Source organism: Veillonella caviae, assembly GCF_003992125.1.
In the GTDB taxonomy this organism is placed as follows: Bacteria; Bacillota; Negativicutes; order Veillonellales; family Veillonellaceae; genus Veillonella; species Veillonella caviae.
The window spans coordinates 21,432-45,470 of the sequence record NZ_RQUY01000008.1; the positions used below are offsets into that span (position 1 = coordinate 21,432).

Below are 24,039 nucleotides of genomic sequence, written 5' to 3' on the forward strand. Positions count from 1 at the left end.
AAATATTTTGTACCTATAGAAAAGATACTATAAAATACTTGAATAACTTTCAAATTGTGTTATCATTGGTAAATGGAAACAATATGTAATTCTATATCGTATATCAGTATATAAATAAAATTAGACCTTACATGACTAGATATGATTACTATATATTATAATAGATATCTATCATGGTGAGGGACTATCAGAAGGAGTCCTTATGGGAGAACAATTAGTAAATGTACATGATCTCGTTGGAAGATGCCCTTATGCAACGAGTCAGAAATTATTGAGTGGGAAATGGGCGCTGCTCATTATGCACGAATTATCGGATGGCCCTGTGCGTTTTCGTGAGTTAGAAAGACGATTACATCCCATTACCCAAGCGACGTTGACGAGAGCTCTTCGTCAACTTGAAGATGACGGCCTCGTAAATCGACAAGTATATGGCACCATACCACCAAAAGTAGAATATAGCCTCACCGAAGTAGGCGGGGAATTTAAAAGTGTATTAGATTCACTAGAAACATGGGGATATAAATACATAGACTTCATGAAAACAACTGGACGCATTTAATCTGAAGGTGATGCAGAGCGGTATTATCAATCCCTCTTTACAGATGATCGAAAGATATCCTGTGTATTTTTTATTATCTCCATATTTACCACCGTTGAAGTGAGAGATGGAAACAGGACTTTAATTTCATCTATATCAATAGAGAAGAGACTCGTCCTTTGCATAGGTTAAAACGAGAGATGAGAACAGGAACCTAAAAATGAATTGCGTAGGCCAAAGGCCGTTAAGCGCTCCTGAATTTTTAGGTTCCTGTTCTCATCTCTTTTGTATTTGGCGGGAAGGATGAGTCTCTTACTCTGTTTAACGTAGAATTTTTAAGTCCTGTTTCCATCTCTTCACCATTTATAGTGATAGATATGGTATAATAAAAAATACAGATGATATAAATTCTCATATATAAAGAGGTATTGATAATAATGCTAAACGTAACTTTTTTGGCACATAGCGGCTTTCTAGTAGATGACGGGAAGCGTTGTTATGTGTTTGATTATTATAAAGACCCTAATACTATCGTGTGGCAGTTGGCAAAGCGTGGACGTGAGTTGTGGTTTTTTATCAGTCATAGTCATGGCGATCATTTTAATCCGTCTATTACAGAGTTTGATGGGCCTAGAACTAGGTATATTTGCCATCAAGATGTGCCACTAGATGGAAAGGTAAAGAAGTGTATTACCATGCGTCCTGGTCAAGATGCGCTCATCGATGATGTAGCTATTCATATGTATGGCAGTACCGATGAAGGTGGTTCTTTTTATATTAAAACAGATTTTACTAATATCGATTCGGACACTATATTTCATGCAGGGGATCTCAATTGGTGGCATTGGCTTGGTGATACTCCTGAGAATAATCGAAATGCGAAATACATGGCGTGGCATGAGTTTAAGGAATTGACTGGACTTGCAGTAGATGTAGCGATGTTTCCTGTAGATTATCGTCTCGAAGGTGCTCAGGAGTGGGGGGCCATTGAATTCTTACGTTATGTGACAGTTAAGAAAGCTTTCATCCCTATGCATGTCAATGGACCACTATGGATTCCATCAGTGTATTTCAAGGCCCTCTATGAGGATGTGCCGATTTGGCAACCTCAAAAAAGTGGTGATGAGTGCACAATTAACTAATATTAGGATCAAGTGATGATAAAAACAAAACCGATGGCTACGCTATTATTAGTAGTGATGAGCATTATATTTTTAATTTCATATCCACAGCGTGATGATGCCTTTTGGGCGTTTGTCATGCATATATCGGGAGCTGGCATGATTGGTGGCCTCGCCGATTGGTATGCGGTGACAGCGCTATTTACAAAGCCTTTAGGCATACCTTTCAAAACGGCTATTTTGCCGCGTAGTAAAGAACGGCTTATTAAAATAGGGCGTACCATGCTTAGTGAAGAGTTGCTCAGGGTACCGCAAATGTACTATGCTATTAAAAAAGAGCGAGTTATGGTGCGCATTATTGAATATAGTCTGAGTCACAATGGAGAACGTCAAATGCGTAATCTCTTGCATGGTGTAGTCACTCAAGTGTTGTCTCACATGGATATTGAGCCCATGCGCAAAGAGATTAACAAGGCCGTTTATTGTGGTGTATCTAATTGGAAGGCAACACCTTTAGTTATTTTATTTGGTCGCTGTATGTTAGAAAGAAATACGGCTACTGTATTTTGGCTCTATTTTAATCGTACTTGTCAGCGTGTCATTTCATCGAATCAGGTATACCCTTATTTGTATCGCGTTATGTTAGATATTATGAAGCGGTATACAAAAAATTCCTTTTTTAGGGAACTGGCCATTGCTTTTGGTGGTGATGGACTTTCAGCAGAACGGTTAGTGGAAATGGTGCAGAAGAAGTCGGTAACATTTCTTCAAGAAAATGAATCTCTTGATTCACCATTAGGCAGATATGTGTGGGGGCAAGCTATCAAGTTTTTCAACAATTTAGAAACGAATCAAGAGTGGCAGAATTTTATTGAAGAACATAAAAATCAGTGGATTCACATGGTTCTTGACGAATGGGAAGGCAAACTTATTGACGGTGATACGGTAGATTGGACTCGTATTATGGACATGGTACTACACCGTTTACATGTATTTGGTACAGACGTTTTGCTAAATCCAGATAAACAAGCTCCATTTGAACGCTTTTTCTTGCTCAGATCTATTTCGTGGCTGCAAAAATTAAACCCTCTCATCGATAGTGTAGTAGGCGCTGAGTTGTCGCCTTATTCTCCCGATGAGATGACTCGCATTGTGCGTGGTAAATTGTATTATGACCTTCAAATGGTTCGTATCAATGGTTCTTTGGTAGGTGCTGTGTTAGGTGGGCTGTTCCACGGCATCACAGTATTCATTAAGGGGGTGATTTGATGGTTCGTTCTTGTAAATGGATGACGCCAAAACAGAGGGCTAATACGATTCTTGCCATCACTGCAGTACTCTATGTGATTGTGTTTATAGGGCAATTTTTTTACGATGGTGAAAGTTGGTATCAGCCACTCTATTGGGCTGTGCAATCAGCTCTTATTGGAGGCGTAGCGGACTGGTTTGCCGTAACGGCTTTATTTCGCAAGCCTCTTGGTTTTCCCTATCATACGGCACTTATTCCGCGTAACAAAAATCGTCTGATTAATGGAATTATCCAATTAGTGGAAACAAAGATGCTCACTAAAGAGCGCTGTCGCACATTGTTACGCAATGTAGAATTCGTACCATTGTTGGAACGATTTTTGCTTTCACCAGAAGGACAGAGGGCAGCTCGATTAGTCATTCACCAAGGATTGCAGTTGTTGTGGCAATCGCAACATGCATCGGAATGGGGACAATGGGGGGCTGCGCGAATCCGAGAATTGTTGCGCAAGCATTCCCTTGTACCTGTATTAAAACATGTTTTGTTAGATTTATGTGAGCATAATCGCTATGAACCGATGGTGGTACAAGTGCTCAGTGTGGTGCAGTCGCGCATTAATCATCCGGCTATGATAACATGGCTCACTGCAGTGGTGGCAGAGGAAGCTCATAAGAAGAAACGAAAGGGATTTTTAACAGATTTACTCATTTCCGTATCGGAAGCTACGGATGTTATCAATTATCGTGAATTAGCAGAATCGATCATTCAAGAAACGTATGCTATGCTAGAAACTTGGAAAAGACCTAACAGTCCGGAAAGAACAGCATGGCTGCGCCAATGGGTAGGTCCTATCCGCAATATGGAGGACAATGAAGAAGTGTGCATCGCGCTTGATGAAGCGTGGCAACGTTGGATTCGCGAACAAGATTGGGAATCTGTTATCGAACATCACATTTGTCCTTATATGGATGAATTATTAATCGTCGGTGATGAAAAAGGTGAAACTCCAGCTCAGGTTCTAGTCAATGTTATTCTTGGACTGTGGCATGTGTATGGTAAAGATGAGGATTTACGCCATCGTATTGAACATACCATTCAAGACATTGCACAATATGTACTAGAACATGGTTATGATCTTATTGAAACCGTTATCCGCCAGGTGTTGGGTGGCTTGAGTACGGATAAATTTATCTACTTTATCGAATCAAAAGTAGAAGACGATTTAAGCTGGATTCGTATCAATGGTGCCATTGTTGGCGCTGTGGCAGGATTAGTGACGTGGTCACTCCTTGAATTTTTATATGTGCCACTGTTGGCGGTGTTCATGTAGTCTATTGAATATATCGCCTTTAGTAACAACACTTTTTGTCTATCCGCAAAGTTGCTTTAAATAAGTTTAAACCGCAATAACCCCAGTAATTTACTGAGTTTATTGCGGTTTTTACACACATTTTTTATCTTATAATCCATAGCTAAATAGTTATAGTATATAAAAAAGAGCAGTATCTCTTATAGAGGTGCTGCTCTTTTTGTTAATATTATAGGTTATACATGCTGAGTGAACAGAGTTTTGACATATACAAATATCACACATTTTGTATTTGATATACGCTTTTGGGTGATTATTGTAAAGCTTGATTTGTTAATGGTAATGTAATGGTGAAAGTAGTAAATACATTTGGTTCGCTTTTGGCTATAATTGTGCCGTGATGCAAACGAACTACTTTATCTACGAAATATAAACCTAAGCCAATGCCATGATTAGATTTTTTGTTTCTGGACTGTTCTGTTTGATACATTCGGTGGAAGATTTGTGTTAGATTTTCCTCTTCTATGCCAATACCATTGTCTGTTACTTCTATTACTAGATAATAATTATTACGTTTTGCCGTAATTGTTATAGTTGACTTTGTAAATTTGATGGCATTATCGATGAGATTTGTTATTGTTCGGCGTAATGAAATTTCATGGCCTGTAATGGTTAAGTCCTCCGCTATGGATGCATTAATAGTGATATTTTTCTCTGCACAAAGCCGTGTGTAATCATAAACAATATTGTTTAGCATAGATGTTATATTGACTGAGGATGCATTTATTTCGTAATTATTTTCTAGTCTGGCTACATCTAGTAATTGTGAAACTAGGGAAGACATAAATTTAGCTTGTTCGAGAATGTGGGTCATTCCTTCACGCATTTCATCTAAGGTTTTTGCGTATTTTATGCCATATTCGCTTTCTGCTTGGATAACAGAAATTGGTGTACGCAATTCATGAGAAACGTCAGAACTAAACTGTTTTTCTCGATTGGATGAATCCTCTAATCCAGATAACATGCGGTTAAAGGTTGTTGTTAATTCGTACACCTCATCTTTTGCGATTTCTGGTAGTTCGATACGACGGCTTAAGTCGTTGTTTTTACCGATGACTTTAGCTGTATGTGTTAGTTTTCGCAAAGGTTTTAAGCCTTGTTTAATGAATAAATAACCACCAAGAGATGATACTACTAGTGCAATAATATTGCCTAATAGTAATGCATAAATTGTCTTCCCTTTTTTGGCGGTAATTTTTTGACTTGCAATAGCTCTTAAATATCCGCGGTAATTGGGGGCATTAATAGGCACATCATAATAGTAGAACGTTAAACCATTCGACTCAATTTCACCGACTCGACCTAGTGAAATGGTAGATCGATTAGGAAAACCATCTGGTGCATAGCCTTTGGTAATCATACCATCTTCTGTGTAAACTAGATAGAAGATACCATCTTCATATGGTTTAAACTTTCGAATATCGGTAGACATCATTAACGTTTGCTGTTGTAAACGGTCTCGAATTTCTATCGCGTCTACAGCGCCTATGTAATTATAATAGAAAATAGACATAGAAATCAGCAGAGTGCACAAGAACAGTGAGTACCACAACATAATTTTGAACGTCAGTGGGATGCGATTCCATAAATGGGCAAGAGCACCCGACATAGAATTGAGGTCATGGTCCTTTTGATTAGATTTCTGTTTTGAGGACATAACCTACTCCGCGAACAGTTTGAATGAGTTTCACATGCTCATCGGTGTCGACTTTCTTGCGAAGCTCTTTGATATATACGTCGATGAGATTAGAATAGCTTTCATAATCGTATTCCCATACATGATCGAGAATTTGTTGACGAGATAATACGATATTTTCATTGCTTGCTAAAAAGTAGAGTAAATCGAATTCCTTAGCTGTTAGTGTAATCGTTTCTCCATCGCGTTTTACCGTACGTTGTGGCACGTTAATAGTCAAAGGACCAACGGTGATATCATTTTGAGCGTGGCGTGCATTACGGCGTGCTAAGGCATAAATGCGTGCGGTTAATTCTTCGAGATCAAATGGTTTTACCAAATAATCGTCAGCCCCCGTGTTAAGACCGGTTACCTTATCTTGTAAGGAATCTTTGGCAGTTAACAATAATACTGGTGTAGTATGACCTTCGTTACGCATTTGTGCTAATGCACTAATACCGTCTAATACAGGCATCATAATATCCATAATAATAACGTCATAACTAGATGTATTAACGTAGTCGATAGCTTGCTGACCGTTGAAACATGTATCTACAGTCATGTTTTCAGCTCTCAAGTACTTGGCGGTAATACCGTTCAGCATTTCCTCGTCTTCTACTAATAAAATTTTCATATATTCATTCTCCTTATGTACAATTATAATTAGTTTTCAATCACATATATAATAACTATAATATGCGTCTCTCCATGAAAACTTTCGCATAAAACAATTAGTTAGTAATCATATGATTACTAACTATATATATTATATAACTAAATCTATTTATTGTCATACCTTATACAAATGTAATGAGTAAAAAATGAACATTATAACTATATCGAAGATTGCTGTATATGCATAGATAAGCAGCAAATTACGAAATTTAGATGTTGTAAAAGAAATCACAAAAAAAAATATGATAATATTTATCAAAAAATAAAACCATACTGAAATCGAGAGGTTTTGATGTAAAATTTTCTTTTAAAATCGAGGTGTTTTTAGTAGGAATTTAAAAGTTTTGATGAGTATTCATAGAGATAGAAATAGAGAACAATCAGATAATATGCATATTTATCGGATATTAGTAAGATTGAGAATTGGGAAAAAATTCGGAAGCGAACAGCTATAAAGGATATACATAAAAGTAAATAGAATTACATTAGTTTCTAATTCAATTGTTTGCAATTTATCAAGCAAAATATGTATTGATAGAGAATATCAATTAAAACCATTAAAATTAATTATGCATAATAAGATTTAGACATACGGTGAAATGCTATCTATAATTATATGTAAAGCTATAGAAAAATCCCACAAATGTGAGGTTTTTCTTTAAGGAAAAATGATTAGGTTATCAAAAATTTTTATAAGGTTTTTGAATCTAGATAGTCTAAGAAATTTTCTTATTATAGGTAGTTATGAGGAGGTCAATATGGAACAGTTTGATGTTCTAGTAGTAGGTAGCGGTGGCGCTGGTATGCGTGCGGCTTTAGAAGTTGGTCGTCGCAAAGGCTTAAAAGTAGCACTTATTACTAAAATTTTCCCAACCCGTTCAGCAACAGCAATGGCACAAGGTGGTGTTAACGCGTGCTTGAACAATGTAGCACCAGAAGATACTATCGAAACACATACATTCGATACAGTAAAAGGTTCTGACTATCTTGGTGACCAAGATGCTATCGAATTCTTCTGCTCTCGTTGTCCAGAAGGCGTACTTGAAATGGACCACATGGGTGCTCCATTCTCTCGTACTGAAGAAAATAAAATTGCGCAACGTAACTTTGGTGGTCAATCTTATCCACGTACTTGCTACTCTGCGGATAAAACTGGTCACGTTATTTTGCACACTACTTACGAACAATGCTTGAAAGAAGGCGTAAACTTCTTACAAGAGTGGTACCTTTTAGATCTTGTTAAATCTGCAGATGGTCGTGTAGGCGGTGCTGTAGTATGGAACATGAAAGAAGGTCGTGTAGAACAAATTAAAGCGAAAGCTATCATCCTTTCCACAGGTGGTGCTGGTCGTGTGTTCTGGACTCGTACAACAAACCCATTCCTTTCTACAGGCGATGGTATGGCAGTTGCATTCCGTGCAGGTTCTGCATTAAAAGATATGGAAATGATTCAATTCCATCCAACTGGTCTTGGTCGTACAGGTATCTTGATGTCTGAAGCGGTTCGTGGTGAAGGTGGTTATCTTCTTAACGCTGAAGGCGAACGTTTCATGAAAAAATATGCGCCAAATAAAATGGAATTGGCATCCCGTGACGTTGTAGCGAAAGCTATCGAAGATGAAATCGCTGCAGGTCGTGGTTTCGGTTCTGGTCTTAACGCATATGTAGTAGCTGACCTTCGTCACTTAGGCCCAGAAGTTATCATCGAAAAACTTCATGGTATCCGTGACTTGGCATTATGCTTCGAGCACTGCGATCCATTGACTCAACCAGTACCTATCCGTCCTACATGTCACTATATCATGGGTGGTATCGACGTAGTAGATTACAAAACTTGTGCTACTGCATTACCAGGTTTATTCGCATCTGGCGAAGCTTCCTGTATCTCCATCCACGGTGCTAACCGCTTGGGTGGTAACTCCCTTGCTGACGGCGTAGTATTTGGTAAAGTATCTGGTGCTGGCGCAGCAGACTATGCTGAGACTAATGAACAACCAAATGTGGATGCAGAATTGGCTGCAAAAGCAAAAGAATGGGAAGACAAATTCGTTGAAGTAACGACTCGCGAAGGTGGTCGTCCTGTAGTAGAAATCCGCGATGCATTGGCTAATGCAATGTGGAACAAAGTAGGTATCTTCCGTAATGAAGAAGGTATTACTGAAGCATTAACAGAAATCAATCAATTGATTGAAGAATATAAAACTTGTTATGTAGGTGACCCTGATCGTACTTATAACATGGCTTTCGTAAACTATTGTGAAATCGGCTCCATGTTGACTGTAGCAAAAGCTATTGCAATGGGCGCTTTACACCGTCGCGAATCTCGTGGCGCTCACGTTCGTGAAGATTTCCCTAAACGTAATGATGAAAGATATTTAAAACACTCTTTGATCAGCTTGAACGCAGATGGCGAATATGAATTATCCGAACGCGATGTAGTGTTCACTAAATACGAACCACAAGAAAGGAAGTACTAAGATGAGACAAATCACCTATCATATCCACCGTTACCAAAATGGTCGCGCGTTTGTACAAACTTTCAAATTCGACTATGAAGCTGACCGTACAATCCTTTGGGGTCTTCAAAAAATCAAAGATACTCAAGATCCAACATTAACATTCTTGGCAGCTTGCCGTTCCGCAGTTTGCGGTGCTTGCTCCATCCGTGTTAATGGGGAAGCTATGCTTGGTTGCGAAGCTAAAATCGACGAATTAACTGAACGTTATGGTACAGATGAATTGACTATTGCTCCAATTGGTAACTTCAAAGTTCTTCGTGACTTAGTTGTAGATTGGGAATCCAAAGTGGATCGCCTCAAAACAGTGGCTCCTTGGATTTTCCTTAAATCTGAATTCAATGAAGGCGACAAACTCGTTCGTCAAACTCCAGCAGACTTCAAAAAATTCGTTGCTGGTACAGAATGTATCCTTTGCGGTTGCTGTGCATCTGAATGTAATAAATTGACAGCAAAACAAGATGATTTCTTGGAACCATATGTGTTTACAAAAGCTAACCGTTTTGTATTGGATAGCCGTGATGACGCACCTATGGCGCACATTCAACCTGCATTTGATAATGGACTTTGGAAATGCGTTCATTGTATGAACTGTATCTCTCGTTGTCCAAAACACTTAAAACCTGCTCAAGATATTTCCAACTTGCGTAAAGAAGCTACTAAAGCTGGTCTTACTAACAGCAAAGGTGTTCGTCACGCAGTGGCTTTCAAAGAAGACCTTTACAAAACTGGTCGCTTGAAAGAAGTTTCTATGAGTTTGAAATCCGATGGTATCGTGGATTCCGCTAAACAAGCATTCTATGCATTACGTTTGTGGAAACACAGCAAAATCGACCCATTTGAACTCATCGTACCTCAAAAACCAGTAAATGGTATCGACGGTGTTCGCCGACTTATGAAAGCAGCTGAGGAGGTAAACAAATAATGAAATACGCATTTTTCCCTGGTTGCGTTCTTGAAAGCGCTGCCAAAGAAGACTACTTAGCAACTGTTGCAGTAGCTAAAAAATTGGGCATCGAATTAGAAGAGCTTGATGGTTGGACTTGCTGCGGTGCGTCCCACGTTCAAGATATTGCTCCTGAAATCACATTAGCTACTAATGCTCGTAATATCGCTTTAGCAGAAGAAAAAGGTCTTAACCTTTTAACTGTATGTAACACTTGTACTTTAATGCTTCGTGAAGCTAAAAATGAATTAGATAGCAACGAAAAAGAAAAAGAAGAAGTGAACAAAAAATTGGCTCAAATCGGTAAACAATACCGCGGTACTACTGATATTACTCATTTCTTATGGGTTCTTATCCGCGATTACGGTTTGGACAAATTGAAAGCAAAAGTTGTAAAACCATTAACTGGTTTGCGTGTAGCTGAATATTATGGTTGTCATATTCTTCGTCCTCAAACTGAAATGGGGTTTGAAGATTATCAAATGCCTACATCTTTAGCAGATTTGATTTCTGCTATCGGCGCTACACCAATCGACTTCTCCCGTAAACTCGATTGCTGTGGTTTCCATGCTGTATATCCTGCACATGATTCTGTAATGCAAATGACTGGTTCTATCAACAAAGATGCAGCTACAGAAGGCGCTGATTGCGTAGTGACTCCTTGCCCACTTTGCCAAATGCAATTGGATATGTTCCAAAAAGAAGCAAAAGCAGTAGTAGGTGCAGATAAAGACATGCCAATCTTGCATATGTCTCAATTAGTTGGTTTAGCTTTGGGTATCACTCCAGAAGAAATGGGTATGCCTAAACGCCACTTAACTGACACAGCAGCAGTTACTAAATTTGTTGGTTAATTCGTTTGATTTAGACTTTTAACGTATGTAAATTCGTCGCAGAAGTTTCTTGTATTAGTCTAAATCCAAACCTATTATCATAATTACCGTAAATACCCTCTCCTATATTGGAGGGGGTATTTATTTTGTAATGTTTGGTATATAATGTGAAAGTTAGTAGGTTGTTATGGAGGGGCTATGGTAGAACAATTATTACAATATATAGATACCAGAATTGAACATGAAAAAGCTCGTCGTGTGTTTGCTATTGACTTTCAAGGTGATAGGTATTTTATAAAACAAGATATCAGTAATCATAGATCTACATGGATTAAACCATCTCCACGGGCTGCTTTTGATTATGAATTTTATAAAATGAATTACGTTCGTACCCGATTGCCATTGGCACCTAAAATTATCGGATTCCGTGAACATTATTTTGTAACATTAGATTGTGGCCAGAATCTCACCTATTATAGTCATTTACCAAAAGAGCATCATGACGATTCGACAATAAGAGAGCTGGTAAAACATATCTTTTATGTATTTGGTAAATCTTTGGGGCAATTACATGACTATGGCATTGCTCATGGTCGTCCTGCATTGAGAGATATAGTATATAATCCAGATATTGACCAAGTTACGTTTCTTGATTGGGAGAATAATCGCAGGTGGTCTGCGTTTACTCCATCTGGCTGGGATCTCTTGCTCTTTATCCATAGCTATATTAGAGAAGGCGATTTACCTCTTGATTATCTTCAGGTGGCTCTTGATGGATACAACACAGCTCATACAGCTCGTCATACGATGCTCCATGTAAAAGAGGTTCTTTGTAAATATGATTATCTATTTTCACTCTGTCGCCTTTTAGAACCATTCCATTTTGTTGATACTGAGGCTGCTGTAAAGGCTTATGATTTTGTGTTAGGGCTTAAAACTGAATAATGTGGTAAAATATAAGGGATAGTATTATAGATATAATAGTGCGTATCATGTTGAGTTTTGCCTTTATGTGTGTTGTGCCTTTGCAAGACATATGCTTTCAAAACAGATATAAACTACCTTAGAGGTAGCGAGTTAATAAGAAATTGGAGTAAATTAAGTGGACTATATTATTACCTTTATGGAAACATATGGCTATGCGGCCATGTTTATTGCCATGGTTCTAGAAAATGCGAATATACCAATTCCTAGTGAAATCGTGCTTGGTTTTGCGGGATACCTCGTGGCACAAGGTGTATTCGATATGAATGTGACTATTATTGTAGGCACTGTAGCAGGCATTGTAGGGTCTATTTTGTCCTATTGGATGGGGGAATATGGCGGGCGCCCATTGTTGTTAAAATATGGTAAATACATATTTTTTAATGAACATAAATTTGAATTAGCAGAAAAGCTTTTTAATAAATGGGGCGGCACTGCTGTTTTTGTAGGTCGATTGTTACCTGGTGTGCGCACTTTTATTTCTTTTCCAGCTGGAATGGCGCGGTATCCTATGTGGCACTTCATCATTTGGACTGTGTTGGGAACCATACCTTGGACGATTTTACTAGTCTATCTTGGTAAAGTTCTAGGGGATCGTTGGCAAGATTTAATTCAATACAATCATGAACTATTAATTGCTATGGTTGTGGTATTTGCGATTATTGCTATTGTATTTGGCATTAAATATTACCGCAAACGCCGTTAATTCCAAGGAGTTGGTTATGAAATTATCTCGTATAACCCCTATATTGTTTATTGTTTGGCTAGTCTTTTTTATGATAGGCAATAATGTACTGCCTATTACAGATCCGGTGGAATCCAATTATGCTTTAACGGCCAAGGAAATGGTGCTGTCTGGTGATTGGTTATCGCCACAGATTTATGGGACATATTGGTATGATAAGCCGATTATGATTTATTGGCTTATTGCATTGGGATTTAAAATAGTTGGGTTTGCCGATTGGGTTGCACGCATGCCAAGTGCTATGTTGGGTGCTTTGTCAGTGGCGACTTTATTCCAATTGTTGCGCTCCATGAGTGGTCGTTGGTTAGTGGGTCTAGTTGGTTCGTCTATCCTCGGTACATCTTTGATGTTCTGGGTTGTAGCACATGGCATTATTACTGATATGGTGCTACTCTATACTACTTTGATGGTTATGGCCTATGCTTATAAGGGTCTTGTAAAAAATTCCCCGAAGGCGATGGTGGTAGCTTATATCTTCTCAGGTCTTGGAGTACTCACCAAAGGCCCTGTAGCATTGGTATTACCAGGTTTGATTTTGCTCATTTACGCTGCTATTTATCGATCCAAAACGATGCTTTTGAGATTGTTAGACTGGCGTGGGATTTGTGCTTTTCTCATAGTTGTATTACCTTGGTACGGCTACATGTATGCTGTTCATGGACAGGATTTTATCGATGGATTTTTGGGTTTGCACAATATTACCCGTGCAACCCAGTCTGAACATCCTAGTGATAATGTGTGGTGGTATTATATCGCCATATTCCTAGGTGCATCATTACCGTGGACAGGGGCTGTTATTTACGGTATGATTGCTGGTTTCAAAGCGAAGCACCAAGGTTATGTGTATAATATGTGTTGGGGCCTTGGCACTGTAGTGTTTTATACATTGATGGCCACGAAATATCCATTGTACACTTTTATTAGCTTAATTCCTTTTAGTGTTATTGCAACGATGGGTTCTTTGAAAGCCTTACGGCCTGGCCGTCCGCGGTATGTGGCATGGGTTATTATAGGGCCTACACTATTACTGTGGTTGGCTTTTGTAGGGGGATCCTTCGTTGTTAATTGGGGCTATTATGGATTGCTCTATGTCTTTGCTGGCATCTCAATCGCGGGGATGTTGTGGGCATGGTGGACTCGTAGACGCTATCGATTACTTAGTTTTATCGTTATTGGCACTATGCTTATTTCTTCAGTTGTCCTTGTAGAAGGGTTAGCACCTCTTATTAGACAACGTAGCTCCATAGATATTGCAAGCGTTGTTGGTAACTATGATGGCGGTGTATATTACTATGAAGGATATAGTACATCGGTAGTTTATTATACAGGTCATAAGGTTATCAAAATTAATGGTGATCAATCTCGTTGGTCTGATCGGGATAAGCTGAAACAACGTAGCGCTGAATGGGCTAAAAAATATCTTATGGATCAAGTATCTGAACAGGATTTTATCAATACCCTAGCAGCGGGTAAGCAAGTGATGCTTGTCGTTCCAAAAGGTGAAAAACAGCATTTTATGGAATCTTTGATTGCCCCATATGTAAGTGAATATAGTGAAGTAGGAAAATCTGAAATTTATATTTTAAATAAACGGAAAGCTTATATCGAAGAATTATAAGTTGATATAAGATATATCATCGGTGACACATGTCCACGATTTTGTTATAAAAATAAACACCCGCTTATGTTAGTTATATCTAACATGAGCGGGTGTTTTACTTGTAAGATTGTTCTACTTTTTATTACTTACATAAATATCTCCCTCTGGTCCTTGATGTGTTAAATGCCAGTTTAGACGAGATAGTTTTGCAGGGAATTGATTTGTATCTGTAATGAGGAGAATTTTTTTATCTTCAGGGAGTTGTGATATATGAATAATAGGCATCATTTTTTTTACATCCCAACTCAAAGGTGGATTGTTTGGATCGAAACTTGTATTTTTATCTGACATATCTAGTTTGTTAACAGTCTTGGCACTATAAAAGGTAGTGGATACATGGTATTTTTTACGACCATCTACAACGACTGTATTGTTATCTTGCGTGTAGCGTGTTAAATATTTTGCTGTATACACATCAGATTGTTTATGTGTTATTGGTATGGCAATACAGAGTGTTAAAATTATGTATACAATGCCGGTACCTATAGAAACTTTACGAACTATAGTTTCGTTATTACGCCACCAGTAGGCACAGAGCATTATCATAGGTATTAGTGCTGGGAATGTGTAGGTTGTATACTTCGTTGCCATTGCTTGGAAGAATAAAATTACTACCATAGCCCATATTGCTAAAAATTGGGTACTTGGATTTGCTTGTGAAGAGGTTAATGATTGGATATTTTGTCTCAGCCGTGGCAGCGTTAATAATGAGGTGTTTTGATTTTGGGCTAATGTAGATTTGATTTTCTTGAAAGCTTTCACAAGAATCATTGGTGTCCAAGGAATCAGGGCAACCGCATTGATCATGAGATAATAGTACCATACATTATCGCGTGGGTGCTCTGATACAGTGGCACGTAGCCAGTTGTGTACCCCCAAGAATGTTGTGATGAAAGCATCACCATGGACGAGATACATGTAGATATACCAACTACCGCCGAGACTGCTAATTATGAGTAGACCAGATATGAGATGCAAATGGAGTAGTTCTTTTATATCCTTGCGAACTGCGAGAAAGACTAGGATGATTAGACCGGGCAATAGGAAACCGACAGGGCCTTTCGTGAGTACGCTGAATGCGGCGCACACATAGGCACCGTAATAGTAAAGCCCGCTAGAACCTGTGGTTTTACGGCGTTCATAACCTAAATAGAAATAAATCAATGTATTAGCAAAAAAGAAGACTAATGTAGAGTCTGTAATAGCTGCTTTAGAAAATAGCCAAGCCTCTGCGGAAATGGACATCATCATTGCCGCAATGCGTGCAATTTGGCGATTCATAATGCGTTTTGTAAAATTATATATTAAATATACATTGGCTACGCCGAATAGGGAGGGAAAGAATCTCGCTGCGAAGTCGGTAAAACCAAATAATTTAAAGGCGGCTACGAGTTCTAAATAAAAGAAAATCGGTTTATCATACCAGTAATGGTCGAAAATGCGTGGTGATATATAATCACCAGATAAGACCATTTCTTTAGCTGTTAGTGCATAGTTTGATTCTACTGGGTCTGTGATAGCTAAATTACCATTACCAAATAGATATAATATAGTGGTACAAATTAAGAGCACCACTAAAAATGGGTCATATGAGTATGCACTTTTTGTTAGGTTTTTTAATGTATTTTTTATCCTTTGTTGCCAATTAGGTGGATTACATTCTTCGTGGTTGCTCTTATAAAACATAATAGTATCTCCTCGTTATTTTGCCTGTGTTATGACATATTGAATATATTGACTTATATGGACTTACTAATGACCTTGTGTATATGATTGCTGTACAGATATCGGTTGTTGAGATAACTCGATTAGTTTAATACCGTGATATAATTTTAGAAATAATGCTTTTATACTGTGTTTTGTGTGGGATAACATATTCATGAGTAATCTCTTAATATATGTATTGAATAGTATGTAAAGTAAATAGGTGATAGTGAAACCGCCAATTACATCGAAGGGATAATGATGACCTAAATAGATGCGAGATAAACCAGTAAGTATTGATAAGGCAATGAATACTGAACCAATGCGTTTGTAGTAGTGATGCACACCGAGGGCAATAGCCATAGTCGCCATAGCGTGAGTGCTAGGGAAACTAGATGTTGCACTATGTGGAATAACGAGGTGTACCGTATGTTCCACAAATGGGCGAGGCATATAGATAAGGTGTTCCAATCCATAATTGACGCCTAATGTGATACCTAATAGGCTGATGACAGATATAGCATTTTTTAATAGGCTACGATCTTCGTAGATAAAGCTCCATGTAATGAGTAATATAAGATACGCACTCATGATGATCGGCATATATTGGCTGATGGCAATCATGGTTTGGTCTAATGTGTGATTTTGTAAGGCCATATTATTTATAAGTGTAAATAATTCGTAATTCATATTGTTCTCCTTTGTTGATGTTGAGTATAGTATAGAGGTGAAAAATTACGAAATTATTACAGCCTTATGACAATTGGCGAAAGAATGCTTATTATAGAGGTCATCTATATAGTCAAAGGTGGAAAAGGTCAGTATAATAAGCGATATAAGAAGCATAGTATTATGTTTTGCAGATAGCATTTGATGTGAGGTGAAACATGTAGTATTTGATAAGCGATTTTGCATGAAATTTTATATGAGGTTAGGAATGGAAAGTTGTATATGAACATAAATTGGTTTGATCGTCTCGGTGTACAGCGGAAAATATTAATTAGTAATTTCCTTATGATATTACTTCCAGTTGTATTTGTTTCTATATTAGTTATGGGGGTATGGGGTGTTTTGCGCTATACAAACCCTGTGGAACATCGATTTTGGATGATGCTGGCTCCTAGTGGTTTGCAAGAGCAAATGGTGCAATGGAGTTTGGGGCGGCTCAATAAAATGCAAGTCAAATCTACTAACCAAGACGTAGAGGATATTCGCGATGCTAGTAGTGTCATAGAGGCATTAGGTGTGGATTTGATGGTTGTTAACAATGGTGAAATTAAATATATTACACCAGGTGCTACGGTACAGGACATTATTTACAATATTAATTATGAACATGTAGATTCTGACGGTGCCATACAACCATTGGTCACTATTGATACAACTAAGAACATTGGTTACAATGTAGATAATATTCATCTTCTCTTATGGGATGAGGATATGTTGCAATTCATCAATAATTACGATGATGGCGATTTTATTATTGCTTCTGGGCGAGTGCCTTTTATGGCAAAAACGTTAGGCGAAGAATCGTTAGAAAAAATCTTTGTAGAAGGTATGTTTGGTGCCGCTATTGCAGTGGTTATTATTGCTATCATTGGCTTTGGTATATATGTATCGAATCGCGTTAGTGCTTATATATTACAACCCCTTCAAGATTTACAAGGTGCAGCTAGAGCTTTGCGCGAGGAAGGAAAGTTTAACATAATACCGGTGCGACAAATGGATGAATTAGGTCAAACTGTAGAGGCTTTTAATACTATGCAGCGTTCGTTGCAGGCGGAGGCGCAACAACGACAAGAGTATGAAGCTAGTCGTCGGGATATGATGGCTGGTATTTGTCACGATATTTCAACACCACTCACATCTGTGAAAGGTTTTTCTAGTGCTCTCATCGATGGGGTTGCCAATACAGAGGAGAAACGTCAACGTTATGCTCAACGGATTTATGATATGTCTAATAAGATAGAGAACCTAGTCAATATGTTGTCGGATTTTTCAAAACTAGAAATGGGTCAAGTGCTGTACTGTATGGAATCCGTGCCTATAGCTGCAGTGTTAGAAGAATTCGTTGTACAAAAACGGGATGATTATAAGGACCAAAAGCTACAATTGACGTCTATTTTAGAATCACCTGATGTATTAGTCTATATTGATACGAATCAATTTATGCGTGTGTTAGATAATCTTGTTAATAATAGCTGGAAATACAGAGACCATGATAATTTGCATATTTGTATAGAATCTCGTATTGTGAATGATGCGGTACAAGTCATTGTAGAAGACGATGGACCAGGTGTTGAGGCAGAGTCGCTGAATCATATATTTGATATTTTCTACCGCACCGATAAGGCGCGCAATGATGTTGCTATGGGTAGCGGTATTGGTTTGGCTATTGTGAAACAGATTGTAGAAGATTTTGGTGGTACCATTATTGCTGAATCAGCGATAGGCCATAAGGGGCTACGTATGACGATGACATTGCCTATCATTAAATAAGTTATATATGGAAATCTTTACTGTATGGTTTATAGCATATAAAAGGGTAGTTGGTAGGCTATAGAATTCAGAGGGAAAGGAAGTACAATGAAACGAATTTTAATTATCGAAGATGATGCATCTATTGCTGAGTTGGAACGGGATTATTTAGAAATAGAAGGATTTGATATTCAGTGGGTCGATAATGGGCAAACTGGATTACATAAGGCTTTAGATGAAGAGTTCAGTCTTATTCTTTTAGATGTGATGCTTCCTGGACTAGATGGATTTGCGGTGTGCCGTGCTATTCGTAAAGAAAAGGAAACACCAATCATGATGGTTACTGCTAAACGGGAGGATATCGACAAGATTAGAGGCTTAGGTCTTGGTGCTGATGATTATATGATTAAACCCTTTAATCCTGCAGAAATGGTGGCTCGTGTGAAAGCTCATATTCAGCGTTATGAACGCGTAAGTCGTGCCGCATCTCCTGTAGAAGATAAGGTGAAATCTACTATTATTACGGCTGGACCGATGGTAATTGATCAAGATAGCCGTATTGTTACTATAGATGATGTTGTTATAGCGTTGACGCCAAGAGAATACGATATTCTTCTATTATTAGCGTCTAACGCTGGTCGTGTATTTACAAAAGAAGAAATATTTGAACGCGTTTGGGGACTTGATGCTATGGGTGAAACCTCAACTATAATGGTTCATATAAAAAGATTGCGAGAAAAAATTGAACTACCTAATAGGGATGTACAATTGGTAGAAACCGTATGGGGTGTAGGGTACCGGTTCCATAAGTGGGTAGACTGATTGGTTAATATCGTAGAGTATCGCATAAGGTATCATATAGGGGCTTATATGGATTATTGTATGGAATATTATATGATGTAGAGTATTTATGGAGTGTCCTATGGTGCATCGTACAGAGTATAGTACACAGCGCAGTTCCTAATTATAAAAAGGCGATTCTAGTTTATATACTAGAATCGCCTTTTGTGATTTCTGAGGAGTCATTGGGCTTATAGGAGAAAAAGGTGTTGTTGTTAGCGATGATAGAATTAGTAATTTCCTAATATACATAATATTTGTAACATTCCCTATTAATAATCCCTATAAAATGAATATGTTTTATTGACATACATATAACATATTGATATAGTAGGTTATAAGTTGTTGTATATGCAGAAAATAGATTAGCATCTGTTATATGTTGAGTTGCATCGAATGTGATGATTTCACCGCAATGATGATTGGCATCGCATATGACCAGTATTAGCGTATAGAATCTGATAACGTATAGTTGCATATACATATGTATAGTTATATGAGAAAGAGGGATGTTATGAAGAAACGATGGACTATCATCATTGCTCTTCTGGCTGTCATTATAGTGAGCATTGCCTATGCCTATCATGAGCAGAAGGAACCGACAGCAGTAGAGCAAAAAACGGTACGGATTGCGTATTTGCCGATTACTCATGCACTACCTGTATTTGCTACAAAGGAATTGGAGACTCCTGATGGGCCAGTACATGTAGAGCTCGTTAAATACGGTTCTTGGCCTGAATTGATGGATGCTTTGAACACTGGTAAAGTTGACGCTGCTGCAGTTCTTGTAGAATTAGGCGTTAAGGCTCGTGAACAAGGTATTGACGTACGCGCTGCTGCCCTTGGTCATACAGAAGGGAATATCATCATTGTTGGTAATGATATTAATAGCGTCCAAGATTTAAAAGGCAAATCCTTTGCCATTCCTCATAAACAATCAACTCATAAGATTCTTGTTGATTTAATGCTAGAAAAAGCAGGCCTCACAGAAAATGATGTACGAGTTGTAGAAATGAGCCCGCCTGAAATGCCGGCAGCTCTTGCAGTAGGACAAATTGCAGGATATACGGTGGCAGAACCATTTGGCTCCTTGGCGCTTGCCTTGAATAGAGGGAAAGTATTTGAGGATCCTAATGCATTATGGCATGATAATATCTGCTGTGCCCTCGTATTTAATGGTGAGTTTGTAGATACACACCATGAATTGGCGAAAGCTTTCACGAAAGCCTACCTCGATGCAGGTGCATACCTAGACGGGCATCCAGAAGCACAAAAAGCGATTTCCAAGAAGTATATGAAGTTCAAAGACCCTGTTATCGAGCGGTCATTGCAAGTGATTAGCTATAAAGATTTGGCCCTCACTGAAGAAAGGTATCAAGATCTTGTACATCATATGAAACATATCGATTTGATTAAGACTGTCCCAGCCTATACGGATTTTGTGGATACATCGCTGTTGCCATAGGAGGAGAGTATGAAAAAATACACATATATACCAGGCTCATTTATCGTAGCGTGGATTATTTGGGAATTAATTGTCCGCCTCGGCGGTTTTAACGAAGCCTTGTTCCCGACGCCATATAGAGTGTTACTCGGTTTTGGAGAGCTCATCAATGATGGTGTTCTCATTAAGGATATCGTAGATAGTTTGGTACGTTTCTTTATTGGCTACACCATTTCTGTTGTCAGTGGTGTATTACTAGGTCTTGTTCTTGGGTGGTACAAGGAAATTTGGAACTATATTAACCCTATTGTGCAAGTTATTAGGCCTATTTCTCCTGTTGCGTGGTTGCCGTTCATTGTATTGTTCTTCGGCATCGGACAAGCACCAGCGATTGTGATCATCTTTATTGCTGCGTTTTTCCCTGTATTATTGTCCACTGTATCGGCCATTCAAAATATCGATCCTGTATATATTAAGGTGGCACGCAATTTTGGCATTAAACAACCAGCGCTTTTATTTAAAATTGTATTACCAGCGGTATTTCCTAGCATTGCTTCCGGTTTGCATATCGCCCTTGGTACGGCGTGGATATTCCTCGTTACAGGAGAAATGGTTGGTTCCCAAACAGGGCTTGGATTCCTCATTATCGATATGAGAAACAATTTGCGCAATGACTTACTCATGGTTGCCATCTTGACCATTGGTTTCGTCGGTCTTTTCCTTGATTGGGGGGTATCGATGATTGAAAAATGGATTTATAAACGTTGGGGTATTGAAAAATAGGAGGTCATCATATGAGCTACATTTCAGTGCGCAATGCACATAAGGAGTTTTTAAAAGATGGTGAGCCTCTAACTATTTTGGAGGACATCAATTTAGATATTGAAAAGGGCGAATTTATCTGTCTTTTGGGGCCTTCTGGTTCTGGTAAAAGTACCCTCTTGAACGCAATGGCAGGTTTTGACCTTGTTACATCTGGCTCTATTACCATTGACGGGGAAGAGGTGAAAGCACCGCAACTTCGGTATGTAACGGTATTCCAAAACTACGGTCTTTTGCCGTGGCGTACGGTGGAAAGCAATATTGAGTTAGGCCTTGAAAGTAAAGGAGTGCCAAAAGCTGAACGTCCTGCCATTGTAGATAAATACGTAAACATGGTAGGTCTTGACCATGCCCGTACACGATATCCTGCGGAATTGTCAGGCGGCATGCAACAACGGGTGTCCATTGCTCGTGCATTAGCAGTTGATCCTGATATTATCTTTATGGATGAACCATTAGGTGCTCTCGATGCGTTGACACGCATTAATTTGCAAGATGAAATTTCTCGCATCTGTCGTGAAGAAGGGAAGACAGTAGTCTTCGTCACTCATGATATTGAAGAAGCCGTGGTTCTTGCAGACCGCGTTGTAGTCCTCGCTGCAAACCCTGGTCGCGTGCAAACTATCATTCCTGTTAATATCATCGATCGTACAGATCGTACATCGGCGACCTTTGTTAATATTCGGAACCATATTTTTGAACAATTCCAAATGGCAAAAGAAGACAAAATCGAATTCTATATTTAGTTATTATTAGGCTTGCTATATCTTGAGGACATCTGCTATAATATACCATTATGGAGAGGTGTCCGAGTGGTTTAAGGAGCTGGTCTTGAAAACCAGTGACTCCGCAAGGGGCCGTGGGTTCGAATCCCACCCTCTCCGCCAAGATTACTAATGATTCTTATAGATGTTTGATAGTGTTTATAAGTGTTGAAATACAAGAGAAAATAAAGACTTGTGTAGAAAATAGAAATGTTGGATAGTATTTTAGGACATTTGGAAAATTTGCCCCTAAATTGCCCCTTTTCTATACAAAAAAATATAGCCCCATAATGGACTGGATTAAATCCATTATGGGGCTGTTTTTTGAATTGATATATTTGCATCTTTATTCTATAGAATATATAATAAAAAGTAATTGTGTATAATATGATATACATCTTATGTATAGAAGTTAAGAAAAGGAGATTCTATGAACCGCCTGAATTTTTCGCGCACGCAGATTTTAATTTTGCTCAGTGTGTGGCTCACGTTTTTGATTAGTTTTGTAGTACGTTTATCTTGGTCATCGGTAATGCCTATCGTTAATGAAGCATTACAGTTTACGCCACAAATGGGTACATCCTATTTGTCTGCCTTTTACGTGGGATATGCTATCGCCGTATTGCCAGGGGGGATTTTGGCTGATCGTATTGGCTATAGAAAAACAATTCTGTTTAGTTTGCTGAGTATGGCTGTTGTAACGGCTCTTATGAGTACTATTGATAGCTATGCGTATGGTTGGTGGCTTCGACTCCTTCTCGGTGTTGTATCGGGACCTGTACAGGCATCTTGCCTCAGCGCCTTAGGGGATCATTTTGGCCCTAATCAACGTGGTGCAGCAGTTGGTATTTTCATGAGTTGTACGTCTTTTGGTATTACTACAGTTAATCTTTACGCACCATTTGTGGCTACCTATTATGGTTGGCAAATGGCATTCCTTGTAACTGCTGCTTTGCCATTAGTCGTATTAGCACTATGTTATTGGAATGTACGTAAACCAAGTGCTCATATTTTGGCACAACGAGAAGCAGAGGCGGCGCCTGCAGATAGTCATATAGGAGAGGCAACATCATTAAAAGAGAACTTGCTCCATATTTTGCAAAATCGCAATGTAAAATTCCTCGCTATTGCTGGGTTCTTTGCTACTGGTACTACATGGGGCGTTACACAATGGGCCAATTTATATATGGTAAAACAATTAGGGGTAACGGCTATTTATGCAGGTCAAGTTATGACTGCTTTCGGTACGGCAGCATTAATTGCAAAGCCAACAATTGGTATACTTTCAGATTTATTACCAATTAAGAAAAATCATTTAACTGCGTTTGTTATGTTTCTCTTCGCACCGGCATTATTGATTTTTGCTAATACATCAAATCCAAATATGCTTTTTGTTACAGGGCCTATCCTTGGCATAGGTGCTTTCATGCACAGTGCTCTTACGAATGCTCTTGTCATACAATCAGCAGCGCCTCATTTGCGCGGTACTACGGCTGGGTTTGTTAATTTATTCAACCAAATTGGCGTTATGTTGGCACCGATGCTTCTTAGCAATGTGTTGACTTGGACAGGAAACTATCAATATGCGTTAATGTCTATCGCTATTGCACCAATTTTAGGAGCCATTGCGTTATTCTTTGTTCGTTTAGGTAAATAATGTGAAAGCATAAGAGTAT

The 24,039-nt window shown here is 38.5% G+C and carries 20 protein-coding genes and 1 tRNA gene; 17 read left to right on the forward strand and 4 right to left on the reverse strand.

All coding sequences use genetic code 11. The annotated features are described in order from the left end of the window. Nucleotides 1-202: 202 nt before the first annotated feature. From EO120_RS04430 to EO120_RS04445, 4 genes are all read left to right on the forward strand, one after another. Entirely contained in the window at nucleotides 203-559 is a 357-nt protein-coding gene (locus tag EO120_RS04430) for a winged helix-turn-helix transcriptional regulator (protein ID WP_127134276.1), read from the forward strand. 416 nt (nucleotides 560-975) lie between these two features. Then, nucleotides 976-1,680 carry an MBL fold metallo-hydrolase gene (locus EO120_RS04435; RefSeq protein ID WP_127134277.1) on the forward strand — a complete coding sequence of 235 codons (705 nt, stop codon included), beginning with the start codon at nucleotides 976-978 and terminating at the stop codon, nucleotides 1,678-1,680. Nucleotides 1,681-1,695: 15 nt separating this feature from the next. Further along, nucleotides 1,696-2,928, forward strand: coding sequence for a DUF445 family protein (locus EO120_RS04440; protein WP_127134278.1), 1,233 nt, complete (start codon nucleotides 1,696-1,698; stop codon nucleotides 2,926-2,928). Beyond that, on the forward strand, nucleotides 2,928-4,238 hold the full coding sequence (locus EO120_RS04445) for a DUF445 domain-containing protein (RefSeq protein ID WP_127134279.1): 1,311 nt from the start codon (nucleotides 2,928-2,930) through the stop codon (nucleotides 4,236-4,238). The genes EO120_RS04440 and EO120_RS04445 overlap by 1 nt, the downstream gene beginning before the upstream one ends. Nucleotides 4,239-4,530: 292 nt before the next feature. Here the strand turns inward: EO120_RS04445 and EO120_RS04450 are convergent, their stop codons facing one another. Both EO120_RS04450 and EO120_RS04455 read right to left on the reverse strand, forming a co-directional pair. Then, the gene (locus EO120_RS04450; RefSeq protein WP_127134280.1) at nucleotides 4,531-5,934 is read right to left on the reverse strand and encodes a sensor histidine kinase; all 1,404 of its coding nucleotides are present in this window, start codon (nucleotides 5,932-5,934) and stop codon (nucleotides 4,531-4,533) included. Then, a complete protein-coding gene (locus tag EO120_RS04455; RefSeq protein WP_127134281.1) occupies nucleotides 5,912-6,586 on the reverse strand; it encodes a response regulator transcription factor in 675 nt (224 codons plus the stop codon). The genes EO120_RS04450 and EO120_RS04455 overlap by 23 nt, the downstream gene beginning before the upstream one ends. A 799-nt stretch (nucleotides 6,587-7,385) precedes the next feature. Here EO120_RS04455 and EO120_RS04460 point away from each other — a divergent pair. From EO120_RS04460 to EO120_RS04485, 6 genes are all read left to right on the forward strand, one after another. Continuing rightward, nucleotides 7,386-9,104, forward strand: a complete 1,719-nt coding sequence (locus EO120_RS04460; RefSeq protein WP_127134282.1) for an FAD-binding protein — start codon at nucleotides 7,386-7,388, stop codon at nucleotides 9,102-9,104. Nucleotide 9,105: 1 nt separating this feature from the next. Continuing rightward, entirely contained in the window at nucleotides 9,106-10,068 is a 963-nt protein-coding gene (locus tag EO120_RS04465) for a succinate dehydrogenase/fumarate reductase iron-sulfur subunit (RefSeq protein ID WP_127134283.1), read from the forward strand. Then, nucleotides 10,068-10,943 (forward strand): CoB--CoM heterodisulfide reductase iron-sulfur subunit B family protein, encoded by an 876-nt coding sequence (locus EO120_RS04470; RefSeq protein WP_127134284.1) that lies wholly within the window; start codon nucleotides 10,068-10,070, stop codon nucleotides 10,941-10,943. Before EO120_RS04465 ends, EO120_RS04470 begins: the two co-directional genes overlap by 1 nt. Nucleotides 10,944-11,120: 177 nt before the next feature. Further along, nucleotides 11,121-11,867, forward strand: coding sequence for a BUD32 family EKC/KEOPS complex subunit (locus EO120_RS04475; RefSeq protein ID WP_127134285.1), 747 nt, complete (start codon nucleotides 11,121-11,123; stop codon nucleotides 11,865-11,867). 157 nt (nucleotides 11,868-12,024) lie between these two features. Further along, nucleotides 12,025-12,612 (forward strand): DedA family protein, encoded by a 588-nt coding sequence (locus tag EO120_RS04480; RefSeq protein WP_127134286.1) that lies wholly within the window; start codon nucleotides 12,025-12,027, stop codon nucleotides 12,610-12,612. A gap of 16 nt (nucleotides 12,613-12,628) precedes the next feature. Then, nucleotides 12,629-14,269: an ArnT family glycosyltransferase gene (locus EO120_RS04485; protein WP_127134287.1), complete on the forward strand. Its 1,641-nt coding sequence runs from the start codon at nucleotides 12,629-12,631 to the stop codon at nucleotides 14,267-14,269. A 114-nt stretch (nucleotides 14,270-14,383) separates the two neighbouring features. On the opposite strand, the gene EO120_RS04490 is transcribed toward EO120_RS04485, so the two are convergent. Next, entirely contained in the window at nucleotides 14,384-15,997 is a 1,614-nt protein-coding gene (locus EO120_RS04490) for an ArnT family glycosyltransferase (protein WP_127134288.1), read from the reverse strand. A 66-nt stretch (nucleotides 15,998-16,063) separates the two neighbouring features. Next, nucleotides 16,064-16,705, reverse strand: coding sequence for a phosphatase PAP2 family protein (locus EO120_RS04495; protein ID WP_127134289.1), 642 nt, complete (start codon nucleotides 16,703-16,705; stop codon nucleotides 16,064-16,066). Nucleotides 16,706-16,966: 261 nt separating this feature from the next. On the opposite strand from EO120_RS04495, the gene EO120_RS04500 reads away from it, so the two are divergent. From EO120_RS04500 to EO120_RS04530, 7 genes are all read left to right on the forward strand, one after another. After that, nucleotides 16,967-18,514 carry a sensor histidine kinase gene (locus tag EO120_RS04500; RefSeq protein ID WP_127134290.1) on the forward strand — a complete coding sequence of 516 codons (1,548 nt, stop codon included), beginning with the start codon at nucleotides 16,967-16,969 and terminating at the stop codon, nucleotides 18,512-18,514. Between the two features lie 87 nt (nucleotides 18,515-18,601). Further along, nucleotides 18,602-19,315, forward strand: a complete 714-nt coding sequence (locus tag EO120_RS04505) for a response regulator transcription factor (protein ID WP_127134291.1) — start codon at nucleotides 18,602-18,604, stop codon at nucleotides 19,313-19,315. A 532-nt stretch (nucleotides 19,316-19,847) separates the two neighbouring features. Further along, entirely contained in the window at nucleotides 19,848-20,798 is a 951-nt protein-coding gene (locus EO120_RS04510; protein WP_127134292.1) for an ABC transporter substrate-binding protein, read from the forward strand. Between the two features lie 9 nt (nucleotides 20,799-20,807). After that, nucleotides 20,808-21,560: an ABC transporter permease gene (locus EO120_RS04515; protein ID WP_127134293.1), complete on the forward strand. Its 753-nt coding sequence runs from the start codon at nucleotides 20,808-20,810 to the stop codon at nucleotides 21,558-21,560. A gap of 11 nt (nucleotides 21,561-21,571) precedes the next feature. Beyond that, nucleotides 21,572-22,345 carry an ABC transporter ATP-binding protein gene (locus EO120_RS04520; protein ID WP_127134294.1) on the forward strand — a complete coding sequence of 258 codons (774 nt, stop codon included), beginning with the start codon at nucleotides 21,572-21,574 and terminating at the stop codon, nucleotides 22,343-22,345. Between the two features lie 52 nt (nucleotides 22,346-22,397). After that, nucleotides 22,398-22,486, forward strand: a tRNA-Ser gene (locus tag EO120_RS04525). Between the two features lie 307 nt (nucleotides 22,487-22,793). Beyond that, nucleotides 22,794-24,020 carry an MFS transporter gene (locus EO120_RS04530; RefSeq protein ID WP_127134295.1) on the forward strand — a complete coding sequence of 409 codons (1,227 nt, stop codon included), beginning with the start codon at nucleotides 22,794-22,796 and terminating at the stop codon, nucleotides 24,018-24,020. Nucleotides 24,021-24,039 lie beyond the last annotated feature (19 nt).

What these genes read in the sequence shown, in the direction of transcription:
- EO120_RS04455 (WP_127134281.1), bottom strand. Translation starts at nt 6,586, where the DNA reads ATGAAAATTTTATTAGTAGAAGACGAGGAAATGCTGAACGGTATTACC.
- EO120_RS04520 (WP_127134294.1), top strand. Translation starts at nt 21,572, where the DNA reads ATGAGCTACATTTCAGTGCGCAATGCACATAAGGAGTTTTTAAAAGAT.
- EO120_RS04445 (WP_127134279.1), top strand. Translation starts at nt 2,928, where the DNA reads ATGGTTCGTTCTTGTAAATGGATGACGCCAAAACAGAGGGCTAATACG.
- EO120_RS04440 (WP_127134278.1), top strand. Translation starts at nt 1,696, where the DNA reads ATGATAAAAACAAAACCGATGGCTACGCTATTATTAGTAGTGATGAGC.
- EO120_RS04510 (WP_127134292.1), top strand. Translation starts at nt 19,848, where the DNA reads ATGAAGAAACGATGGACTATCATCATTGCTCTTCTGGCTGTCATTATA.
- EO120_RS04530 (WP_127134295.1), top strand. Translation starts at nt 22,794, where the DNA reads ATGAACCGCCTGAATTTTTCGCGCACGCAGATTTTAATTTTGCTCAGT.
- EO120_RS04465 (WP_127134283.1), top strand. Translation starts at nt 9,106, where the DNA reads ATGAGACAAATCACCTATCATATCCACCGTTACCAAAATGGTCGCGCG.
- EO120_RS04435 (WP_127134277.1), top strand. Translation starts at nt 976, where the DNA reads ATGCTAAACGTAACTTTTTTGGCACATAGCGGCTTTCTAGTAGATGAC.
- EO120_RS04505 (WP_127134291.1), top strand. Translation starts at nt 18,602, where the DNA reads ATGAAACGAATTTTAATTATCGAAGATGATGCATCTATTGCTGAGTTG.
- EO120_RS04490 (WP_127134288.1), bottom strand. Translation starts at nt 15,997, where the DNA reads ATGTTTTATAAGAGCAACCACGAAGAATGTAATCCACCTAATTGGCAA.
- EO120_RS04485 (WP_127134287.1), top strand. Translation starts at nt 12,629, where the DNA reads ATGAAATTATCTCGTATAACCCCTATATTGTTTATTGTTTGGCTAGTC.
- EO120_RS04430 (WP_127134276.1), top strand. Translation starts at nt 203, where the DNA reads ATGGGAGAACAATTAGTAAATGTACATGATCTCGTTGGAAGATGCCCT.
- EO120_RS04515 (WP_127134293.1), top strand. Translation starts at nt 20,808, where the DNA reads ATGAAAAAATACACATATATACCAGGCTCATTTATCGTAGCGTGGATT.
- EO120_RS04500 (WP_127134290.1), top strand. Translation starts at nt 16,967, where the DNA reads ATGAACATAAATTGGTTTGATCGTCTCGGTGTACAGCGGAAAATATTA.
- EO120_RS04470 (WP_127134284.1), top strand. Translation starts at nt 10,068, where the DNA reads ATGAAATACGCATTTTTCCCTGGTTGCGTTCTTGAAAGCGCTGCCAAA.
- EO120_RS04460 (WP_127134282.1), top strand. Translation starts at nt 7,386, where the DNA reads ATGGAACAGTTTGATGTTCTAGTAGTAGGTAGCGGTGGCGCTGGTATG.
- EO120_RS04495 (WP_127134289.1), bottom strand. Translation starts at nt 16,705, where the DNA reads ATGAATTACGAATTATTTACACTTATAAATAATATGGCCTTACAAAAT.
- EO120_RS04450 (WP_127134280.1), bottom strand. Translation starts at nt 5,934, where the DNA reads ATGTCCTCAAAACAGAAATCTAATCAAAAGGACCATGACCTCAATTCT.
- EO120_RS04475 (WP_127134285.1), top strand. Translation starts at nt 11,121, where the DNA reads ATGGTAGAACAATTATTACAATATATAGATACCAGAATTGAACATGAA.